General features: G+C 66.8%; 18 protein-coding genes. 8 read left to right on the top strand and 10 right to left on the bottom strand.

The window, feature by feature from the left end; genetic code table 11:
* Window positions 1-12: 12 nt before the first annotated feature.
* The 3 genes from ACFYO0_RS25700 to ACFYO0_RS25710 all read right to left on the bottom strand — a co-directional run bounded on the left by ACFYO0_RS25700 (window position 13) and on the right by ACFYO0_RS25710 (window position 1,637).
* The gene (locus tag ACFYO0_RS25700) at window positions 13-342 is read right to left on the bottom strand and encodes a DUF2516 family protein (RefSeq protein WP_388680390.1); all 330 of its coding nucleotides are present in this window, start codon (window positions 340-342) and stop codon (window positions 13-15) included.
* 140 nt (window positions 343-482) lie between these two features.
* Window positions 483-1,091, bottom strand: coding sequence for a hypothetical protein (locus ACFYO0_RS25705; RefSeq protein ID WP_388680207.1), 609 nt, complete (start codon window positions 1,089-1,091; stop codon window positions 483-485).
* A gap of 63 nt (window positions 1,092-1,154) precedes the next feature.
* Window positions 1,155-1,637 (bottom strand): helix-turn-helix domain-containing protein, encoded by a 483-nt coding sequence (locus ACFYO0_RS25710; RefSeq protein WP_388680209.1) that lies wholly within the window; start codon window positions 1,635-1,637, stop codon window positions 1,155-1,157.
* A gap of 315 nt (window positions 1,638-1,952) precedes the next feature.
* Here ACFYO0_RS25710 and ACFYO0_RS25715 point away from each other — a divergent pair, with 315 nt between their 5' ends.
* From ACFYO0_RS25715 to ACFYO0_RS25730, 4 genes are read left to right on the top strand one after another with little or no spacing between them, the layout of a single operon-like run.
* Entirely contained in the window at window positions 1,953-2,372 is a 420-nt protein-coding gene (locus ACFYO0_RS25715; RefSeq protein ID WP_388680211.1) for a hypothetical protein, read from the top strand.
* 5 nt (window positions 2,373-2,377) lie between these two features.
* Window positions 2,378-2,827, top strand: a complete 450-nt coding sequence (locus tag ACFYO0_RS25720) for a DUF6228 family protein (protein WP_388680214.1) — start codon at window positions 2,378-2,380, stop codon at window positions 2,825-2,827.
* A complete protein-coding gene (locus ACFYO0_RS25725) occupies window positions 2,824-3,333 on the top strand; it encodes a hypothetical protein (RefSeq protein ID WP_388680218.1) in 510 nt (169 codons plus the stop codon). The genes ACFYO0_RS25720 and ACFYO0_RS25725 overlap by 4 nt, the downstream gene beginning before the upstream one ends.
* Window positions 3,330-3,701 (top strand): hypothetical protein, encoded by a 372-nt coding sequence (locus ACFYO0_RS25730; protein ID WP_388680221.1) that lies wholly within the window; start codon window positions 3,330-3,332, stop codon window positions 3,699-3,701. The genes ACFYO0_RS25725 and ACFYO0_RS25730 overlap by 4 nt, the downstream gene beginning before the upstream one ends.
* 665 nt (window positions 3,702-4,366) lie before the next feature.
* Here the strand turns inward: ACFYO0_RS25730 and ACFYO0_RS25735 are convergent.
* The gene (locus tag ACFYO0_RS25735; protein ID WP_388680223.1) at window positions 4,367-5,128 is read right to left on the bottom strand and encodes a transposase family protein; all 762 of its coding nucleotides are present in this window, start codon (window positions 5,126-5,128) and stop codon (window positions 4,367-4,369) included.
* A gap of 193 nt (window positions 5,129-5,321) precedes the next feature.
* Here ACFYO0_RS25735 and ACFYO0_RS25740 point away from each other — a divergent pair, with 193 nt between their 5' ends.
* Window positions 5,322-5,861, top strand: coding sequence for a hypothetical protein (locus tag ACFYO0_RS25740; RefSeq protein ID WP_388680226.1), 540 nt, complete (start codon window positions 5,322-5,324; stop codon window positions 5,859-5,861).
* A gap of 182 nt (window positions 5,862-6,043) precedes the next feature.
* Here the strand turns inward: ACFYO0_RS25740 and ACFYO0_RS25745 are convergent, their stop codons facing one another.
* The 5 genes from ACFYO0_RS25745 to ACFYO0_RS25765 are packed head-to-tail and all read right to left on the bottom strand — an operon-like array spanning window position 6,044 to window position 9,606.
* Entirely contained in the window at window positions 6,044-6,841 is a 798-nt protein-coding gene (locus tag ACFYO0_RS25745; RefSeq protein WP_388680228.1) for an ABC transporter permease, read from the bottom strand.
* 39 nt (window positions 6,842-6,880) lie between these two features.
* On the bottom strand, window positions 6,881-7,690 hold the full coding sequence (locus ACFYO0_RS25750; protein ID WP_388680231.1) for an ABC transporter permease: 810 nt from the start codon (window positions 7,688-7,690) through the stop codon (window positions 6,881-6,883).
* The gene (locus ACFYO0_RS25755; protein ID WP_388680234.1) at window positions 7,687-8,670 is read right to left on the bottom strand and encodes an ABC transporter ATP-binding protein; all 984 of its coding nucleotides are present in this window, start codon (window positions 8,668-8,670) and stop codon (window positions 7,687-7,689) included. The genes ACFYO0_RS25750 and ACFYO0_RS25755 overlap by 4 nt, the downstream gene beginning before the upstream one ends.
* The gene (locus ACFYO0_RS25760) at window positions 8,667-9,245 is read right to left on the bottom strand and encodes a GNAT family N-acetyltransferase (protein WP_388680237.1); all 579 of its coding nucleotides are present in this window, start codon (window positions 9,243-9,245) and stop codon (window positions 8,667-8,669) included. The genes ACFYO0_RS25755 and ACFYO0_RS25760 overlap by 4 nt, the downstream gene beginning before the upstream one ends.
* 40 nt (window positions 9,246-9,285) lie before the next feature.
* Window positions 9,286-9,606: a hypothetical protein gene (locus ACFYO0_RS25765; protein WP_388680239.1), complete on the bottom strand. Its 321-nt coding sequence runs from the start codon at window positions 9,604-9,606 to the stop codon at window positions 9,286-9,288.
* A 1,069-nt stretch (window positions 9,607-10,675) separates the two neighbouring features.
* Here ACFYO0_RS25765 and ACFYO0_RS25770 point away from each other — a divergent pair.
* The 3 genes from ACFYO0_RS25770 to ACFYO0_RS25780 all read left to right on the top strand — a co-directional run bounded on the left by ACFYO0_RS25770 (window position 10,676) and on the right by ACFYO0_RS25780 (window position 12,979).
* Window positions 10,676-11,683, top strand: coding sequence for a hypothetical protein (locus ACFYO0_RS25770; RefSeq protein ID WP_388680241.1), 1,008 nt, complete (start codon window positions 10,676-10,678; stop codon window positions 11,681-11,683).
* A 666-nt stretch (window positions 11,684-12,349) separates the two neighbouring features.
* Window positions 12,350-12,703: a hypothetical protein gene (locus ACFYO0_RS25775; protein ID WP_388680244.1), complete on the top strand. Its 354-nt coding sequence runs from the start codon at window positions 12,350-12,352 to the stop codon at window positions 12,701-12,703.
* 39 nt (window positions 12,704-12,742) lie between these two features.
* The gene (locus ACFYO0_RS25780) at window positions 12,743-12,979 is read left to right on the top strand and encodes a hypothetical protein (protein WP_388680247.1); all 237 of its coding nucleotides are present in this window, start codon (window positions 12,743-12,745) and stop codon (window positions 12,977-12,979) included.
* Window positions 12,980-13,366: 387 nt separating this feature from the next.
* Here ACFYO0_RS25780 and ACFYO0_RS25785 read toward each other — a convergent pair whose 3' ends face one another.
* Window positions 13,367-13,924, bottom strand: coding sequence for a hypothetical protein (locus ACFYO0_RS25785; protein ID WP_388680250.1), 558 nt, complete (start codon window positions 13,922-13,924; stop codon window positions 13,367-13,369).
* Between the last annotated feature and the right edge of the window lie 106 nt (window positions 13,925-14,030).

Raw genomic sequence — 14,030 nt, forward strand, 5'->3', positions numbered from 1 at the left:
CGTACGCGTGCGTCAGCGTCCGCCGTTGTACGGCCCGTACGGACCGTCGCTGCTGCTGCCACCGCGACGGCCGCCGCCGCCCGAGACCTGCTTGAGCGCGGGGCGGACGTCCACGAAGAAGACGATCGTGGCGATGAGCCCGGCGATCTGCAGGAACAGGATCGGCACCAGCAGGTTCACGGCGACCGTGACGCCGAGAATGATCAGCCAGAACATCTTGTTCTTCTTGTCCGCGGCGACGTACGCGTCGTCGCGGGCCATCGCCGCCATCACCAGCGCCACCACGGCGAGCACCAGCATGCCGAGGAAGAGCAGCGACATGAAGCCGCCGAATGCCGTCATCAACACTGCGCCCACCACCCGAATCGAGTCGTCTCTACGCCGTCACCGTACCCGGAGAACGGGTCGGGGACTCCGATAGTGCCCGGAGTCCCCGACGGTTCTTGCTCTGGTGAATCTCTGTTTACGCCCTCCACGCCTGCTTACTTGGTGGGCGGCGTGGGCTTCTTGGCCGGAGCCTTGCGGGCGGCCGGGGCCTTCTTGGCCGGGGCCGTCTTCTTCGCCGCGGCGGGCTCGGACTTGGCCTCGGCGGGCTTCTCGTCCTTGGCCTCGGAAACCACAGCAGGCTCCGGCTTCGACTTCGGCTCGACGGCGACCGCCAGCTCCTCGATCTCCTCGGCGGCCTCGCCGCGCCAGGTCTTCACGGTCTGCTCGCCGTGCTCGGCGACCTTCTCGTAGGTCTCGCGCGCCTTCACGGCGTACTCGGCGGCCACGCCGACGCTGCGCAGGGCGAAGTCCTGAGCGGTCTCACCGATCTTCTTCAGGTCGGTGTCGAGCGTGCTGATGAACTCCGTGACCTTGCCCTGAAGGGTCTCCTGCGCCTCCTTGGCGCGGGTGGCGGCCTTCTCCTGGACGGCGTTCGGGTCGATGTGCCGGACGGACTCGATACGGGACGGGGCCTCGGTGCGGATCTGCTCCACGATGCTGGGCACCTTCTTGGCCTGCTGGAGGGCCAGGTCGGCGGTGCCGGCGGCGAAGTAGAGCGGGGTGGGGTCGCTGAAGGTCTTGCGCAGGTCGTCGGTGATGGCCATGGCTATGGTCCTCCGGAAAGCTGTGTGGGTGAGGGTTTTAGGCAGGTCTACGGGTCTGAGGGTCTACGTGTCGTTCTGCTCGGCCCCGCTGCCGTCGGCCGTGCGGGCCCTGTCAACGGCTGTGACCCGACCATCCGTTACGCCCTGAGGGTCCAGATCATCCTGAACGCCCTGGTTTTCCTCGACATCCTTGATCTCGAAGCCGTTCTCCTTGCGGAACGACTCGTAGATCTGGAGCAGCACCTGCTTCTGCCGCTCGCTGAGCGTCGGGTCGGCGATGATGACGGCTCGCGTCTCCACCTCGTCCCGGTCCCGCTCGGCGTCGAGGATCCCGGCGCGCACGTACAGCGTCTCCGCGGAGATCCGCAGGGCCTTGGCGACCTGCTGCAACACCTCCGCGCTCGGCTTGCGCAGCCCGCGCTCGATCTGGCTCAGATACGGATTGGACACCCCGGCGGCCTCGGCAAGCTGCCGCAGGCTCAACTGCGCATTGCGCCGCTGTTCCCGCAGGTACTCACCAAGATTGCCGACGTTGAGCGTTGCCATGCCCCCACTCTGCCCCAGCGGCGCTAACTATTGCAAGCGCCTGCTTGCAATAGTGCGCTACGCCACTGTGCGCCGCTTGTGTGACTCGCAGCGATAGTTGCCACTTCGCAGCGCTACTTGGCATCAGCCGGTCGAGGGTCTGGCTTGCTGACGCGTCTCGCTGAAGATGAGCCAGTCTCGGTCTATCTGAGTCATCGGGTCTTGCGTCCCAGTCGACCTGGGCCATCTACCGATCTGTCTCGCTCCTTGTGAGCCACTGCCGTGCCCGGCTTTCTATGGTCGTCGTACGTGGTCGGCGCCAGGCGGGGGTGGCCGGTGGAGACTGAGGGCTTCTCGCTGGAGTACGTCGATGGTCGTGGTGAGCTGTACAGCGGGCTGTTTGAGGCGATGTGGTCGACGCGTTTCGAGGCTGCCAGGCAGGTGCGGACGTTCCCGTCGTACCGGGGGCAGCGCAACTTTCCCGGCTGGTCCTGGGCTGCTACCAGTGGCGAGTTGGTGGGCTTCGAGTTGTGGGTGGAGCTCGGTCATCTGATGCGGCTGGACTCCGAGCCGGACGTGGGAGCCGTCGCGTCACAGCCGTGCCGAATTCATCCGGCGACTTCCCAGCGCGAGTTCCCTCCGCACCACCGCCAGCCGTGGTTCATCCATCAACTCCGCATGATCGCGGACACCATCGAGGCAGCGGCAGCCCCCAGGAATCGTGGTGACGGCAGTCTTGGCCTTGGCCTAGCTTGACCCGCATGACCTACCTGGACGGCGCCGAAGAAAGCGGCGTGACTCTCCGCTGCCTGGACAACCGCGCTGTCGGAATCCAGTTCAGCGATCGGTCTCTCGTTGATGCCGACTGCGCACACTACGCCGTCGAGCTCTGGGCGCCCGGCCTGAGCTCGCGCGTCGACGGGGTCGTGGCCTGGATCCGGGACGCCGACCTCGCGTCATTCCTGGACCGCCTCGCCGCGGACTTCCATGGTTGGGACGGTGCACGGACCTGGCACACCATCGACGAGGACCTGGCCCTATCGGCCGTGTTCCGCTCAGGCGGGCACGTCGGACTGACCTGGACGCTCCGTCCTTGGCGCACCTTTCCCGGGAGTTGGACCGCGTCGGTCACCATCTGGCTCGAGGCTGGCGAACAGCTCGCTGCCGCGGCATCGGACATCCGACACTTCCTGGAAGGGAATCCGTCGTGACGAGCGGCCTGCGCCTTGCCTGGCGCCTCGACGGACACGGCTGGGCTGACTGCACGGTCACAGACCGCCAGGCGGTCATCGTGCTCACCGCCTCCTACATCACGAGCGCGCCGGAAGAATTCCTGACCGCGCTGGCCCGGCTGATCGCCGGCGAGACGGAAACGCGAGCGCAGTTCGAGGCCGAGCCGACCGCCTATCGATGGATCTTCCATCGGGAAGACGAGCGCGTCTGGGTCCGGATCCTGGAGCTCCGGCATGGAAGCGACCATGACAACAAGGGCGCCGAAATCTGGTCGAGCCAATACGCCATCGACGAGCTGGCCCGCGCCGCAATCCGCTGCTTCGACGACGTCGCGCGCACCTACGGCCAGAGCGGCTACCGCGGCAAATGGGGCGAGCACTTTCCCCGCACCGAACTCGAAGCCCTCAGACATCTCTGGAACGACCATCAGCATCCGCACGGTGCATCGCAGGATCCGCGCCAGACCTGCGAAGGAGACCGATGAGACAGATCAAGGAAATGAGCGAGCGCGAGTACTTCGCCTGCGTCGGCCAGCGTCCCGGCATGTTCGTCGGCACAGCCTCGTCGTTCCACCAGCTGACCGCCTTCCTCACCGGATACGACCAGCACGCGATGCGCCACGGCGGACAGCGGCTCACAGGCTGGCACGAGTGGCTCATCGCCCGCCGCGGCCACAGCTGCAACCACGCCTGGCCCGGACAGGTCCTGCATATCGCGCTCCCAGAGGGCTGGAACAACATCGCCGACCTGCCGCCCGAGGACGAGAAGCACGCGATCAAGGTCCTGTTCCAGCTTCTCGACGAGTTCGCCGCCGAACGCGAGGCAAGTCCTGGCGCTCACAACTCAGATTGAGCGGGACGCCGGCCGCGCGTCCGTCTCGCTCAATCAGAACCACCGCTGGTCACGGCCCCGACATGGTTCACCTTCAGCGAGACGGGTCACTTGCCAGAGGAGGTAGTGCTCGGTGGCGTCTTCGCGTCGACGCCGCCGTCCGCCCCAAACGCAGAGGAGGGCATCCACCCTCGGCGGGCTGGAGTGGTCTGCGCAACTCCGGTCGGGGGTTCTTGCGTCCAGCGATGGCGTCAGCCTGATACGGATCTCAGGGGTTGAGGTGCGGAGGGACGATGCACTCGTCGAGCACGACGAGCACGCTCGCTACTGTCGGGCGGCGCAGGCTCAGGCGAGGGCAGCACCGAGCCGATAGCCCCGCAGGCTGTCGCACATCCATTCCGGATGCGGAATGACGTATGCCATCCGCAGCGTAGGTGTACTTTTCCGTAATGCGCAAACGGGCCAAAGAGGCCCTCTGTGTTGCCTGCAGGGAGACGTCAGAGGGCATCCGCAGAGGGCTGTGTAGTCGCTGCTACCAGAAGTACACACGTAAGGGGATCCCACTCCCGATGCCCAGCAATTCCGGCAATCAGAATTCACCCTTAAGCCTTTCAGTGATCGCTGATCACACACGACAACGGGATAGCGGGTGTCTCATCTGGCAAGGATCTTTGAATGAGGTGTTTTCATCCTGACGCGGCAGCGAGATGAAGGGCGAGGACAGCCTTGACGATCGCGGTGATGTGGTTGGTGCTGCAGCGCAGCTTGCGCAGGAGACGCCAGCCCTTGAGCGTGGCCATTGCCTGTTCGCCGACGCACCTGATCTTGGCGTGGGTGGTGTTGTGACGCCGTTGCCACCGCTTGAGGCGGCGCCCCTTGAACGGAACTCGGACGTTGCGGGCCGCGCCCTGATACGCCTTATCTGCGTAAGCCTTGAGGCCGACTTCGGCGAGGGCGTCGATGATGCCGTGCTCGCGGGCCGCCGTCAGGTCGTGTGTCGCGCCGGGTAGAGCGGGCGAGGCCCACAGCAGCCGGCCGAACGGATCGGTCAGCACCTGCACGTTCATGCCGTGGTGCCGCTTCTTGCCGGAGTAGTAGGGCCGGTCGGCGGCGATCCGGTCGATTGGCAGCACGGTGCCGTCCAGGATCACGTACGCCTTCGAACGGGCCGTCGCCATTGCCTCGTTGAGCATGGGCGCGAGCGCGGCCAGGACGTCGATCGCCTCGCGTATGTAGCGGTACACGGTGGCGATCCCGATACCGAACCCGGCCGCGAGCTGTGCGTAGGTGTCGCCGCACCGCAGGTGGGCCAGGGCGAGCAGGGCTTGACGACCGACCGTCAGCCGCCGCCACCGAGTGCCTATCTCCCGACGTCGTGCCGCCAGCTCCCGGCTCAGGTGACGCAGCTGCGCGGTGGACAGGTCGATGGCCGACGGGTAGACAAGCACACGGAGCTCCTGGAACGACGGTTGATCTTGGTCGACAACTCGTCTACCAGGAGCTTCGCCATTCCGCAGGCCCGTCCAACACCCAGTCGCCCTCGGGAGGTTGGAAGGGGCTCACTGCCTTGCTGAACTCCGCGCCTTCGAAGGCATCCCCCTACTGCAACTACACCGCGGTGCCGCAATCCGGCTGATCCAGATGCTCGATGACATCCCACACGCCCAGGCAGCAGCCTTCCTCGGCATCCCCTACCACCGCGGTCTGGTGAACGGAGCAGCCATCACAGCCTGGCTCCGGCGCACCGACAAAGCCCCGGAGTACTTCCAAGCCCTCTCCCGGATCGCCGACCGCCTCACGGCCTCTCTGCGCGTCGACTACCACCTTCGCCGGAATCGCCTGCGTGACTGGGCCATCCCCGAAGCCGACTGGATCCGCATCGTCGCCGAGGTCACCCGACAGCAAAGACCACAGCACCGGAAGCTCACCACCTGGCCCACCGTCACGACTGCCGCCGGCACCATCTACGTCTGGAGCCAGGTCACCAGAAGCGAGCGGGTCCTCCACCCACGACTACCGTCAGGAATTCGGCCGGCCACGGACAAGCCGCCCTCACCGGTTCGCATCGCCCGGATCATCAGCAACCCCGGCGCCCTTCGGAGCCCCTCGCCCAAGTTCGAGAACCTCAAGTCTGTACTCGACAGCTACTGCACCGACGTCATCGCCAAACTGGAAGCCTAGCCAGACGATCACCGCCACAGGCCCTCTCGCCCTGAGCGGCAGTTCAACCTCCCACCAGTCCAGGTACCTGACAACCTGCGACAGTTCGGGTTGACCATCGCGGATCACAGCAACTTGTTCACGAGCGACGCGTGCTGGCTGCCGGGATCGCCGGTGTGTACCCGGTCGACCAGCGATCCTGTTCAGGCGAGCAGGGAACCGCCGCGACGGGCGCGGCTGAATAGCAGCCGATAGGCCGCCAAGCCCAGCGCGAGCCAGCACAGCCCGGCGAGCACGGCATGGCCGGCCGCCCAGGCCGTCGGACCGAGCCCCGCGTCCGCGTCCAGCAGGAGCAGAGCGGACAGCCCGTGGGTCGCCGGGAGGGCCTGCGCGACGGCCTGGACCGGGCCCGGCCAGAAGTGCACTGGGGTAATCGCGCCGCAGAGCACGGTGGTGGCCATGTTGCCGAGTGAACTCAGCAGGTTGTTGGCCGTGGGCACGATGAGGGCGAGTGCACCGAGGACCATCGCCATGCAGTACGTGGCGAGCGTCGTCAGCAGTACGAGGAGCACGACCAGCGGCACCTGTAGAAGGGTCCAAGATGCCCCGAAGAACGGCGACATCGTGAGCAGCACGATCGAGCTGCTGGCCACCCCGGACAGTGGCCAGCACAGGCTGCGCCCCAGAAGGAAGCAGCCGGGCTCGGCCGGGGACGCGGCGAGCAGCGGCAGCGTGCCCAGCAGGATGTCGCGCACCATCGTGGAGGCGCCCTGCATCGCCTGGAGGACGCCGACCATCAGCGAGGCGCCCACCACCACGTGCACCACGTATGCGGAATCGCCGACGAGCGTGGCCAATTGGCTGAAGAACAGCACCTGGCACAGCAGCCGCACCAGCCAGCCGCCGAGCCACGTGCGCCAGGTGTAGTAGGCCCGGAAGTCCTCGACGGTCACCACGGTGCCCTGACGGACCGCGCCCGCGGCCGCGACGAGACGCCCCATCCCTCTTCCTTCTCTCTCCCGCTCTGTCCCCAGTCCCGGTCAGCCGTCGCCTGACAGCACGCCCAACTCCCGCGCCCTGCACAGGAACCGGGCCAGTGCCACCGCACCGGCAGCCAGCAGGAGAGCGCCGAGCAGAAGCACCATGCCCAGCCGTGGCACGGCGTGCGCCACCGGCGCCGGGTCCGTGGCGTCGCGCAGCAGCTCGGCCGCCCACGCCAGATAACTCAGCCGGCTCACCGCCTCCAGGGGGCCGGGCAGTTCGGAGGTGGGGACCACGACCCCGCTCAGCAGGAACACCGGGTAGACCATCGTGCTCCCCAGGACGTAGTCGCCCGGCCGGGTCACGAACAGTGCCGAGAGGGCCGTGGTGGCCGCCGCCGTGCCCGCCGCTGTCAGGATCAGGGCCGCCGCGAACACCAGCGGATGCGGCACCGGCATCCAGTAGCCGAAGACTCCGCCGGCCACCAGCACCGCCAGTGCGAACGCCGGAAGGGCCAGCAGCATCGCGCCGCATAGCCGGCCGAAGACCAGGAACGGGAAGGAGGCGGGGGTGGCGACCATGGTCTCCATCCGGCTGTCCTCCTTGTCCTCGGCGATGAGGTCGGTGGAGAAGATCAGCGCGCTGGTCCACATGGTCATCAGCGTGGGCGCGACGACGGCGTACGCGCTCAGGTCGTAGCGGCCGGTGAACTCCATCACCGACATCATCACCAGCGTCTGGAACGGCACGAGCATCAGCGACTGGTAAGTGTCCATCTCTCGCCGCATGGCCACCAGTTGGAAGTGCAGACCGGCCGCGAAGCCGGATGCCACCGCGCCGCGGCGAGCGGCCTGCACGGTCGCCGTCACCGGCCGACCGCCATGCCGCGACGGCCGATGAGGTGGAGATAGGCCTCCTCCAACGACGGCCGGGTACGCGCGATGTCCGTGACTCCCTCCTGGACAAGCAGCAGCATCGCGGCGCGCGTCGCGTCGGGGGTCACGGTCTCGATCCGGGTGAGGCCGGCGGTGTCGGTGGTGTCCCCCTCGACCACTGTCACCGCTGTCACGGCGGCCACACCAGGCAGCACCGCGACACGCTCCCGCAGCACGGCGGGCAGACCGCGGACGTCGAGGCGCTCGTGCGAGGAGACGAGTTCGCCGACCGCCTCCGGGCTCGCCGTCAGGGTCAGCTTCCCGTTGTCGAGGAACGAGACCCGGTCGCTGAGCGCGGCGGCCTCGGCCATGTCGTGCGTCGTCATCAGGACGGTGTGCCCGCCCGCCCGCAACTCCCGTACCAGCGCGCGGAAGTCGTGGGCGGCGACCGGGTCCATGCCCACGGTCGGCTCGTCCAGGATCAGCACGCCGGGCTCGCAGACCAGACCGCGCGCCAGGTGCAGGCGCTGCTTCATGCCGCGCGAGTACGTCTGCACCCGCTCGTCGCAGCGGTCGGACAGGCCCACCCGCTCCAGGAGTTCCGCGACCCGCGATCGGCGGGCGGTGCGGCGCAGCCCGTAGAGCTGGGCCCACAGTTCCAGGTTCTGCCGCCCGGTGAGCCGGGGGTACAGGCCGCGGTCCCCGCCGAAGACGATCCCGAGCAGCCGCTTGACCTCCGCTGCCTGACGTACGACGTCCCGCCCCTGGACGGCGACGCTGCCGGACGACGGCAGCAGCACCGTGGACAGAATCCGGCACAAGGTCGTCTTGCCCGCGCCGTTCGGGCCGAGCAGCCCGTGCACCTCGCCCTGCGGCACAGCCAGGCTCACCCGGTCAAGGGCACACAGATCCGGCCGGTCCTTGCGCGGATACCGCCGGGTCAACTCCCGGACCTCGATGGCGTTCCCGGTCACCGGCCCGCCCCGTGCGCGGCGAGGGGCAGGGTCAGCAGCATGACGTGGGACACGGGCCCATCCCCCGCCGGCCGCCACTGGCCGACCTGGCGGTAACCCCACGCGGCGTAGGCAGCGTGTGCCGGTGCCGCTTCCGGCTCGGGCCGCATCGCCAACGTGACGCGCTCGATGCCAAGGCCCTCCTGGAGGTGGGCGTGCAGCCGGGCCGCCACCCCCTGCCGCCGCCATGTGGCACGCACCGCGAGTTCGACGATGGCCAGGGTGCGCTCACCAGTCTCGGCCGCGAACTCCGCCGTCGTCTCCTCGTCCATCGCCTTCCACCAGCCGGTGTCCGGCGGCAGGGGGTAACCGAAGGCGTACCCGACGGGCAGGTCGCCGCAACGGGCCACGACGAGACGGGCCCGGGGAAGCCTGACCTCCTGCGCAAAGCGGTCCACGAAGTCGGCGATCTCCTTCGTGCCTTCGCAGTACGGCGGTTCGACCCAGATCTCCTTGTACATCGGCAGCACGACATCGAGCTGCACGGCGCACTCAAGACCCTCCCACCGCTCCACCGTGACCGGCGGGTTCCCCATCCGTTCCCTCCCGTCTGCCACCAGCCCAAGCCAGCGTTGGCTAGACCCTGTGCGGACCAACAGGGATGGACCTGCGGGACCGTTCGCCCACGCTGACGCCACCCTTCGAGGTGACGAGGCGACGGACCGACGTGCGCTCAGCGCCGCTCGGGCTGCCCTTTGCGGTGGCGGGGTGGCGCACGGGCCTGCGCTTCTCCGCGGTACCCCCACCGCCGACCTTCGCGGTGGCGGGGTGGCGCACGGGCCTGCGCTTCTCCGCGGTACCCCCACCGCCGACCTTCGCAGTGGCAGGGCGGAGAGCGGCGGTGCCCAGGGGGACGGGGGCCTTGGCACCCACCTCAGGGTCCATAAGAGCGATCATGTGTTCGATCCTTTCGACGTCGAGGCGAGTTCCGGTCCTGATGCGCGCGGGCAGCGAAGGGCCAGCCTCCCCGGACCTGATGGACGATAACGCGCCTCGGGCGATCGTTTGTCTCGTTCCGTGCGTCGCGCCTTTCGGCGACGGGGCACTCATCGTCCGGTGCTGGCACGCGGCCGAGAACCTCAAAAGTTATAGGGTGCCGGGCGTTGACAGGCTGCACGCCGAGGGTTACGAGGGCGTCGCTCGGCTGCCCTGCTCGTTGGCGAAGGTGATCGTCCTGTGCCTCGTCATTACTGGGGTCGGCTGCCTGGGATTCTCGGGCGAAGGTGATGTAGAGCGCCGTGATGGTGGCCAGGGGGATTCAGGTGTCGTGGTTGTCGAGGAAGTAGCGCCATATCTCGGTGGAGTCTGGCCCTTTGAGTAGTGGGTCTTGATCCGCCGGTGGTTGTCCTCGGTCATGAAGGCCGGAGCTGAGGGCTGCAGGCTGTTCTTGTTCCAGCGGGCGCTCTGTTTGATCATCCCGGTCATGTCGAAGACGTCGTCCCTCAGGGCGACGCGGCGCCGAAGTCGGAGGTCGACCTTCGTAGAGACAAGGATTGGCGCCGGTTCGGCGAAGAGACCTGGCGAGAACTCGTACCGTGGCTCCCGCCGGTCCCCTGCCCGCAGAGGCCGGAACTCGGAGACCGAAAACGCCAGATCGCATCCATCTACGTCTGGACGCGCATCACCGAGGGCGAGCACCTCTTCGCTCCCCGCCCCATCGAAGCCGCCCAGGCACCGGACATCCAGGGAGCCTGGCGACTTCGCCGGAACACGATCTGGCACCTGATGCAGAGGAGCCGTCCCCGCCCGAACTACACCGCCCTCAAAGCCGAACTTGACCCGCTGGCGGTCCACCTCGCCCGAATGATCGATACCGGCCAATACGCAGCCGCCGGTGTCAACCAGCTCGACCAAGTGTCATCTATCTAGAAAAGCCGCACCTCGGTTCCTTCGCCGCGCGGGGCCGCACCCCTCGCATATTCGAATTCTAGTTCGATAGTGTGGGGGAGAAGGAGGTGGGTGCGCCATGGGACGAGGACGGACGGCGGGCCGGGCGTCGACGGTGATGCACGTTCGCTGCGCCGCGACGGTGCCGGAGGAGGTCTACCGGCAGGTGCTGGAGGAGCTCGCCGCGCTGTCTGCGGTGGTGCAGGCGTTGCCACCGTCCGCGGCTCTGGTGGAGCTGAAGGGCGCGGTGCCGTACTACGGCGTGGACGCCCGCCGGCTGGGGGAGGTGCTGCGGGTCCGCACGGTCTCCCGCCTCGGCACCGACGTCCGGGTCGGCATCGGCCCCTCGATCACGGTCGCGGCCACCGCCTCCGCCCAGATCACCGGAAGGGGCGGCGTCCTCGCCGTCGCCCCCGAACACGTCACCGACTGGCTCGGACCGCTGCCCGTGGAGGCCCTGCACGGCATCGGCCCGCGCCAGGCGAAGGACCTGCGCGACTATGGCATCCACTGTGTCGGCCTGCTCGCCTCCGTCCCGCCCGCCACCGTGGAGCGCCTGCTCGGTGGGCGCGCGGGCCGGCTCGCCGCTGACCGGGCCCGCGGTATCGACCCCCGCCCGGTCACCCCGCGTGCTCAGCCCGCTTCCGCCACGGTCCGCTGCTCCTTCCCCCGGCATACCCTGGACGGCGCCGCCGTACGAGCCTCGCTACTGGATCTGGTCGTCCAGCTCGGGCACCTGCTGCGCCGGCGCGGGCAGGCAGCCCGCGCGCTGACGTTGAGCCTGCGCTTCGCCGGCGGGACTTCGTGGGACACCACCCGCCGACTGCCGGAGCCGTCCGCGCACGACGACGACCTGCGCACGCTCGCCTACCAGCTCATGGACGCCGCCAGCCTCCAGCGCGCCCGCCTGACCGGCCTCGTCCTCAAGGGCGAGGACCTCATCGGCGCCCGCCAAGTCGCCCAGCAGATCAGCCTGGACGGCGCCCGCGAGGACCGCCTGGTCGCCGAAGCGGCCATCGACCGTATCCGCGCCAAGTTCGGCCCCGGCGCGATCGGCCCCGCCGCCACCTTCCGCCGCGCCTCGTGACCCGCTGGTTGAAATCATCATCAAACCTTCAAAAGGCGTCTTAAAGGTCATCCGGGTAGCCTGGAAGAGAGGTTGGCAGCTACCCCATTCTTTAAAATCCCTGACCAGGTGATCAATATGGGCAACCCCAAAAATGTGGACGCCATGACCACGCGTGCTCGAAGCGCGGCGCAACGGGCACGCGCGGCGGCAGCAATCGAGAGACCTCCTGACGGACCAGTCGCTCAAGCGGCCCGGCGGGCTGCTCAGGCTGCAGCGGAAGCTGCTGCGGCCACCGATGCCGTCAATGCTCGGGTACGTGCTGGTGAGCTACCCGGCGGCGGACCGTGGGTCCATATTGCCGAGGATGCGGCTGCCGCAGCCGACGCAGCCGAAGAAGCCACGCGAATCGTTTGCGAAGCGAAGGGGAACCCCCCTCCATACATAGAGGCAACCAAAGTCGCAGAAGCAGCAGCCTCTTACGCGCACTACCTCGCCGGAACTGGGAGCGAGGGCTGGGCGAAGAAGGCGGAAGAATACGAGAAGCGCGCAAGCGAAACTTCCCGCGCTGCATTCGGGGAAGCCATCTTCCTGCTCTAGAGAATCCCCCGCGTGGTTTAAGTCCCGCAGTTGCGATCTGGACGTGGAAATCGAAAGCGCCTACAGGCTTCAAGGCTGGAGCAAGTCGTGTCTAGTGACGAGCCGCTCGCCATCGTCACTTTGGTGGCGTATAGGTCTGCACCGCCCGGGGCTCACATTGCGCAGAGCCAGGGTGAGGACTGCGTGTTGACGGCGAGAGAACTGATCGTACCCGGTGCGAGATATGAGCGCGTTCCCCTGTCCGATATCGGGGCGGTGCACCATGAGCACGATGTGTCAATCTTCATTGATGCCGTGAGTTACGGTTTTGGACTGGAATGCGAGTCGCAAGAAGTTCGCGATCAACTTGCCTTCTGCATCGCCTATGCAGCCAGGTGCAATCTATACGATACTGACGGACTTGTGGACATGAAGCAGCTTGAGAAGCGCTACCTCCGGTGACGGAAATCAGTGCAGAGGGCCATCAAGGAGTGACTGTTAATGAGCAGCGACGACTATGGATCCCTCTCGTGTGAAGAGCTCCGCAAGATATTGATCTTGGCGGATCATGAGCAAGATGCGGGAACTGTTCAGATAATCCTCAGAATATTGGCCAATCGTCACCAGCCGGTCAAGGAGGCGCTCGTAGACTGGGCGCAACAGGATCCGGCCACCAGCAAGTCCATAGCGGTCGTGGTAAATGAAGCGCTGAAAGGGCCGGTGAACTGTCATGAATGAGGATCTTGCCCCCAGCCCCACGCCCAGTCGAATCTGGTCCCGAGGCCAGAGCCCCTCGAAGACATGTGCCTGACCTCAGCCTGTTCCAGCGTTGGGAAAGCCCCGCCACGGGCAGAGGTCAGTACGACTGACACTCCTGTCGGCGGTGGCGATCACTCAAACCAGCGATGGCGCCACAGGTGTTGCACAAGATAGTGTCACCTACGCCCGTGCCGAGCTGCACAGACTCTTCTCGCGATGCCTCGCGCAACGCTTCGCCCCTCTGAGAAGCCGGGAAAGCCGTACGTTGTCGTCACGGCCCCAACAGTAGTTCGAACCGGCGGCCGCGCTGCCCTGTACGACGCCGGGGCGCTCGCCGCCGATCAGAGAACCCGGTCGCCCTGATCGTCACGATGACGGTTCATCCTCGTCCACGGCCTGGCCGGGCGTTCCGAGTAGTTGATCGATCCGGTACGCAAGGCCACGCCCAATGGCTTTCGAAACAGGAACGCCAATGTTCAGTAGGAGGGTCATCCCGCCCACGGCACACATGAATGTGATGGACGGGGGAGCTCCCAGGGACTCACTGATGGCTGCTGCTCCCGGAACCGCTGTTGCCTGCAGGAACTGCCCGAGCGCAGTCCATTGCGTTGGTGAGCTGCCGAAGGTCGGCACCGGCAACTGAACGACCGATGCGTAGGCCGCGTCAGCCAGATGCGCGTATTGCTTGTACCCGGCACGCCTGAACACCTCAGCCAGGCATTCCGACAAGACCTGGTCGAACGCCTTGCTCTTCCGTGAGTCGTAGTTGAAGAGCGGACTTCGGTCGACCTCTTGCCAGAAGAACTCCGCGGTATCGATCACGGCGAGTCGGGCGAGGACGGGAGGTAGCGGATCGGGATCGTGTTCTTCTACCTCCAAGACCACCTCGGTGGTGATCAGCCAGCTGCCGTCCTTCGTACGCATCGCGACCTCCCTTGCAGCACTCAGCATCCGAGATCACTCCAGCGTGTCTCCGAAGGCGCACGGGGCTCTCTCACATTGGCTCCATTCGCCGTATGGCATCGGCTCG

The organism is Streptomyces sp. NPDC006365, from assembly GCF_042870755.1.
Taxonomy (GTDB): Bacteria; Actinomycetota; Actinomycetes; order Streptomycetales; family Streptomycetaceae; genus Streptomyces; species Streptomyces xiangluensis.